Genomic DNA, 6,482 nt, shown 5'->3' on the forward strand with positions numbered 1-6,482 from the left:
CATTTAAAAATTCATTGATTAAAGTATAAATTGATTTATAAAGTGTCAGTATTAAATAATTTTGGCATTTACTAATTAACTTATAATGAAAATCTATATCTAATTTTGCTATCTCTTTATAGTTTTTTTCTGGTATATTTTTAAATTCTTCTAATTTTTTAGATAAATCTAAAAAATCTTTGTCTATAAAATGTTTTACAGAATCAAGAGTAGCATCTACTTCTATTGATTTTCTAAGAAGAAAAATATCTTTTTTAGTACCATTAAGGAAAAACATAAATTTTAACATTTCAGTAAATACTTTATCCAAATTTAAACTTATAAAATTTCCATCACTTTTTCTAGTCTCAATTATTCCAAGTAATTTTAAGTTTCCTAAAGCTTCTCTCAATGTATTTCTACTAACCTCAAATTTTTCGGCCAAAACTCTTTCAGATGGTAGTTTATCTCCGGGCTTAAGTTTCCCTTCTATAATTAAGTTTTTTATTGAATTTGATATCAATTCTGATGTTTCATTTGTTTTTATTGGGAAAAACATTCTTAACTCCTTTTGTGTTCTTAGATAATATAATTATTATATCACAATTAGTGAACTAAATCATTACTAAGTTGATGAGCTAAGTTTATTGCATTTACCATACTTTCTTCATTAGCAACATTTTTTCCAGCTATTTCAAAAGCTGTTCCATGATCTACTGAAGTTCTTACTATAGGCAAACCTACTGTTATATTAACTCCACTATGAAATCCTAATAACTTTAGTGGAACATGCCCCTGATCATGATACATTGATACAACTACATCATAATTGCCTTTTGTTGCTTTTAAAAAAACCGTATCTGGTGGTATTGGACCTTCTACATTTATTTTTTTTGATCTAGATGATTTTATTGCTGGAATTATTTCATCAATCTCTTCCATACCAAATAATCCATTTTCTCCTGAATGAGGATTTAATCCTGCAACTGCTATCCTAGGGTTTTTAAATCCTAATTTTTTAAATGTTTTATCTGCTAATTCTATGACTGTTTCAATTCTTTCTTTTTTTGTTCTTTCAATCGCCTCTTTTAAAGAAACATGTGTTGAAACGTGAATAGTACTTAATTTTTCATCATAAAGTAACATTGCATAGTCTTTTGTCGATGTATAGTGAGCTAAAATTTCAGTGTGTCCAGAATAATGATGACCTGCTTTATTAATCGCTTCTTTATTCAAAGGAGCTGTAACAATTCCTGATATTTTTCCATCCATTGCTAATTCTATTGCTTTTTTTAAATATTGAAATGCAGCATTTCCAGAACTTAAATTGACCTCACCTATTTTAAGGTTTTTAATTTCAACAAGTCCTAAATTTAAAACGCTTAAAGTTTCTGTAGAATTATTAATCTCTTCATAATTAGATATATTTTCTAATTTGACATTTAAATTTAGTTTCTTATTATAAAAAGCTATAACTTCATAATCACCAATTACTAGATACTTTCCTAATTTAATTTTTTTATTTAAAAAACTTTTTAAAATAACTTCAGGACCAATTCCTGAAGGGTCTCCCATAGTTATTCCTATTATTTTGTTCATCTTTTCTTACTCTCCTTTTTTATAAATTCAATTGATTTTAATATGGCATCTTTTTTTCCAAAGGCACCTGCTTTACTTACTACAATCATATCTTTATACTTTTCATCTAAAAAATATCCATATGGAACTCCCTCTACAATTTCCCTTTCAATAATAATTCCTTCATTTTTTAAAGCTGAGCTAACTTTTATAGCAGTATCTCCGCCTGTTAAAAATAGACCACTCACTTTAAATTGTTCTAAGATATCTTTAGTTATCTCACCCAAGAAGTTAGCTATTCTTTCTGAAATTTTTTCTAAATTTAGTTCACTTGTTTCAATTTTGGAAAAGAGCTCATTTACTTCATCTCTTTTATCTGTTGTATATATTAAAATATCTTCATTCTTGGTATATTTTTCTTTAACTTGCTTCATTATTTTAATTTTTTCAAAACTCTTATTTTTATTAAATAAATTTTCTACGTTAACTTTTATTCCTTTTATTTTTGATTCTTCACTAAAAAAAATTATCTGATTTCTAGTTACTTCACTAATACTTCCTGCTATTACTAAAGCTGATGGAATTTTTGGAATTAAATCATATATGTTAGGAATTTTTTCAGCAAAACCTGCTGAACCTGCCAACATTATATTATTATTTTTAAAATTTTTCTCTATACAAAAAGCTATTAAGTTTAAATGAGTATCATTTATAGAATCAAAAACAATTATTTCACAATTTTCTAAAAGTAATTTATCAATTTTACTTTTTATTTGTCCTTTCTCAATTTCTTCATAGTTAATTAATCCTACTTTTTTATTTGATTGAATTGATAATATATTAGGAATAAATGACTCTTTAACAGGAGTTCTTGGATCTAAAGATATTTCTGTTTTTTCTAAAAGTATATCATTTAAAAATACATTCCCATTTTCTGTAGTTCTCATAGCATTAGGTAGAGCTGGTATTAAGAATGTTGTTTCAAAATCTCCACCTTTCATTGCACCGTCTATTTCACTACCTATATTCCCTCTAAATGTTGAGTCTATTTTTTTATAAATTCTTTTTATCCCCATAGATTTAAGTCTTCTTGAGACATCATAAGATTTTTTGAAAGCAATATCCTTTCTATCAAATCTACTTTCTAAGTCGATTACTAAAGTTTCACACTTTTCTAATTCTTTTTTAAAATCTTCAAGTCTTGTAGTTACTATAGTTTTTATAGATTTTTTACTAAATTTTACTCCTGTATCGTTTGCTCCTGTAAAATCATCTGCAATAATTACATATTTATCCATCGCTCTTCTCCTCATATAAAAATTATAAAAAAGAGGAAATTGTTCTCCCCTTTTTTGTAATTTTTATGATTTTATAGTTTCTGCTCTTTTATTTCTTTTTACTAAATAGCTTGTTATTATAGGAACTAATAATGCCGTTGTTATAGTTGAGGCTGCAACTTGAGGCGTTGCAATAGCGGCTATTCCAGCAAGACTTGGGTCTGCTAATGCTACTGCTGCTGGAGTTGCAACTGCATTTCCAGCAGTACTAGATGCTGCTGCTCCTGCTATTCCTGTTCCGCCACTTGCCTTATCAGCCATTATATTAAATATACCACCAATTACTGCTGTTAAAACGCCAAGTAATATTCCAGGAAGTCCGGCTTTTATTAACATTGCAAAGTTAATTCCTGCACCTAATCCAAAAGCAAAGAAAGGTATTAATATTGGTCCTCCCTTTGTTAAAAATTCTTTCATTTTAGAATCTAAACTTCCTAATATCATTCCTACTAGAATTGGAAGTAGTACACCTATTAATGCTTTTATAGGAATAGTAGCTACCCCTGCTGATCCTAGTGCTATCATAGTTAAAAATGGTCCATCATTAATAGAAATTATAGCTATTGCTCCAACATCTGTTTCATCACCAAATTCACCTGCTAATGCTGCATATAAACCACCATTAGTATTTGTCATTGCAGTAATTATAGCTAGCGATGATAGACCAAATAATCCATTAGGACCCATGAATTTTGCTACAAGTAGACCTATTGCAGTACCTATCAAAAACTTAGTTAATGTTATACCAAATCCTTTTTTTGCTGCCTTTGGAGCAGCTTTTAGATTTATTCCTGCTCCCATACATACAAGAAAAACTCCTATTAATGCTGAAGCTCCTCCTGCAATAGCTGTAGTGAAACCTCCTATTTTTAATATTCCAGGTGCAAATGTATTAATTAAGGCTCCCAATACTAAAGGGACAACCATCATTCCTCCAGGTATTTTTTCAATACTTCTTTTTATCTCCATAAGTCCCCTCCTAGAAAGTTGGTGCTATTTTATATATTCCAAATTCTTTATGCCCTAATGATTCGGCTTTTGTTGGCTTTCCATTTGATACTTCTAACATTTCTGAAAAAATTTCTTCTCCTACTGATTTTATTGATACTCCTTCTGTTATAACTTTCCCAGCATTTATATCGATATTATCAATCATATTATTATAAGTTGTCTCATTTCCAGTTATCTTAATTACTGGAGCTATTGGAAATCCTGTAGGTGTCCCTCTTCCTGTTGTAAAAATTACTAGTTGAGCCCCTCCTGCTACCATTCCTGTAATAGATTCTATATCCTGTCCAGGAGTATCCATAACGTAAAACCCTTTTCCACTTGAAGGTATTTCAGCATATTCAAGAACTCCTTGAATAGGTGCACTTCCCGCTTTATAAATACATCCTAATGATTTTTCTTCAATTGTTATTATTCCACCTTCTATATTTCCAGGAGTAGGTTGTGCTCCTCTAATGTCAACGCCTAAAGACATGGCTCTGTCTTCTGTTCTCTTAACAATTTCCAACAATTTATCTTTAACTTCTTTTGAAACAGCTCGATTTGCAAGAATATGCTCTGCACCAATTAATTCAGTAGTTTCTGATAGCATTGCTATTCCACCATGACTTAATAAAATATCTGATGCTGTTCCAACAGCTGGGTTTGCACATAAGCCAGAAGTTGTATCTGTTCCTCCACACTCTATTGCAAGAGTTAATTCTGAAATATCAATATCTTCTCTTTTAAGTGTTGCAACTTTTACTATCATCTCTCTTGCTATTCTGGCACCTTGTTCTATTGTTTTTAAAGTTCCTCCACAGCCTTGAATCGTAATCATAGAAACTTCTTTCCCCGTTTTTCTAATTTCTTCAGCAATCTTTAAAGGCTCTGCACCTTCACATCCTAATCCCACCACTAAAACTTTAGCTACATTAGGATTAGCTCCTAATCCTATTAAAGTATTAATAGTCTGTTCCGAATCCATACCAACCTGACAACACCCGTGTTGATGTGGTAAAGCAACAGTTCCAGGCACTAAGTTACTTATTCTTACAGCAGTTTCCGAAGCACACACTGAAGATGGTAATATTGCAACATGATTTCTTATCCCTACTTTTCCATTTTCTCTTCTATATCCTTGAATTTTCATTTTTTATTTTCCTCCTTATTTAATTTTTTTCCAGTCCCCTCTTCCTCTTTTACTCTCAACATTATGAACATGTACATAATCACCATATTTAATATCAGCCGTTGCTCTACCTATTATTTCTCCATATTTAAATATATCTTCTCCATTTTTTATATCTTTTAAAGCTATTTTATGACCATAAGGAACATTTTGGTTTACTAAAACTTTTCTTATCTCACCATCTAAATTCACCCCCACAACTTCTTTTGCCTCTATAAAATTAATTACAGATGCAACGTTGTCAATATTTTTAGCTATAATTGCTTTTACTTTCATTGTTTTCCTCCTTTTTTAAAGGTTCAATGGTTGAACCAATATGTTTATGATTTGAGTATACTTCCTTTTTTTTCAAAAGTCAAATTTTTTACTGATCTTTTAAGCCTATAGTCGAACATATTGAGATATAAATTGACAAAAAATTGTAAAAAATATTAATTTATTTAGAGGATATTAATATTATTTATTTATATATATACTAATATCGCAATTAAAATATAAAGGAGGAATGATTAATGAGAAGTATTACTACGCTCGATTTACAGTATGCACACAGATATTTTATAAGTTTAAAGGAGAAGCACAATATTTACATGAACATTCAGGGCTTTTAACTATAGAAGTTGAAGACACTATTAATGATGGGGTTAATATGGTTTTTCCATGTAATGAAATCCAAAAAATTGCTTGGGAAGTTCTTAAAAACTTTGATCATGCTCTTATTTTAAGAGAAGATGACCCGCTTCTTCCTGCAATACTTAAAGTATATGAGGAAGAAGGAATTAAAAATGGAGCTCCTCAAAATACAATGAAGGGTCAAGCATTTAAGACAGAGCTCGCAACTGCATACCCAGATAGCCGTTTAGTTGTTACAAAGGAAACATCAACAGTCGAAGGGATGATAAAGATTATTTACGAACTATTAAAAGGTAAATTAAATATTACTAAGCTTACATTTACTAGTGGAGTTAATGTAGGATCTGCAGAATTTAAAACGCAAAATAACCTTGACCGTTGTCCTCTTTGTGGGATCTTTTTAGATGAAAATGGTCATTGTCCAAAGTGCGGATATCAGAAAAAAAAGTAGAGAAATTTAAAAATGGAGTTTCAATATAAAATAAACTCTTTTTCAAGGACATATAAAAAAAGTAGAACAATATTTAAGCATTCAAAAGATGATTCCTGCATTTTATAGGAGTCATCTTTTTTAAATCTATTGGTATTTGTGTTTGTTAGTATATTCATAGACAAAAAATAATAACTAAAAATTACTTGAAGTAATGAAACTAAATATAAAGCTAATTATATTGGTAAAATTTAATTTATTTATAATTATACAAGTTCCCTAATATTCCTTTTGTAATTTTAATAAATAAATACTCCATATGAAATAAAAAAGCCCTTAGACTCAA

Annotated in this window: 7 protein-coding genes; 1 reads left to right on the top strand and 6 read right to left on the bottom strand. The window is 29.5% G+C overall.

Annotation, left to right across the window (positions count from 1 at the left end):
• The 6 genes from ABZA26_RS04940 to ABZA26_RS04965 all read right to left on the bottom strand — a co-directional run.
• A partial coding sequence (locus tag ABZA26_RS04940; protein WP_372713407.1) for a FadR/GntR family transcriptional regulator occupies positions 1-538 on the bottom strand: 538 nt, incomplete at its 3' end.
• Positions 539-585: 47 nt separating this feature from the next.
• A complete protein-coding gene (pdxA, locus tag ABZA26_RS04945; RefSeq protein ID WP_372713408.1) occupies positions 586-1,578 on the bottom strand; it encodes a 4-hydroxythreonine-4-phosphate dehydrogenase PdxA in 993 nt (330 codons plus the stop codon).
• Positions 1,575-2,855, bottom strand: coding sequence for a four-carbon acid sugar kinase family protein (locus ABZA26_RS04950; protein ID WP_372713409.1), 1,281 nt, complete (start codon positions 2,853-2,855; stop codon positions 1,575-1,577). The genes pdxA and ABZA26_RS04950 overlap by 4 nt, the downstream gene beginning before the upstream one ends.
• 63 nt (positions 2,856-2,918) lie before the next feature.
• Positions 2,919-3,863 carry a 2-keto-3-deoxygluconate permease gene (locus ABZA26_RS04955; protein WP_372713410.1) on the bottom strand — a complete coding sequence of 315 codons (945 nt, stop codon included), beginning with the start codon at positions 3,861-3,863 and terminating at the stop codon, positions 2,919-2,921.
• Between the two features lie 10 nt (positions 3,864-3,873).
• A complete protein-coding gene (locus ABZA26_RS04960) occupies positions 3,874-5,034 on the bottom strand; it encodes a UxaA family hydrolase (protein WP_372713411.1) in 1,161 nt (386 codons plus the stop codon).
• A gap of 15 nt (positions 5,035-5,049) precedes the next feature.
• Positions 5,050-5,349 carry a UxaA family hydrolase gene (locus ABZA26_RS04965; protein ID WP_372713412.1) on the bottom strand — a complete coding sequence of 100 codons (300 nt, stop codon included), beginning with the start codon at positions 5,347-5,349 and terminating at the stop codon, positions 5,050-5,052.
• Positions 5,350-5,578: 229 nt separating this feature from the next.
• Here ABZA26_RS04965 and ABZA26_RS04970 point away from each other — a divergent pair, with 229 nt between their 5' ends.
• Complete coding sequence (locus ABZA26_RS04970) at positions 5,579-6,157, top strand: 6-carboxytetrahydropterin synthase (protein ID WP_372713413.1); 579 nt, start codon at positions 5,579-5,581, stop codon at positions 6,155-6,157.
• The last annotated feature ends 325 nt before the right edge of the window (positions 6,158-6,482 follow it).

The organism is Ilyobacter sp., from assembly GCF_041583315.1.
Classification (GTDB): Bacteria; Fusobacteriota; Fusobacteriia; order Fusobacteriales; family Fusobacteriaceae; genus Ilyobacter.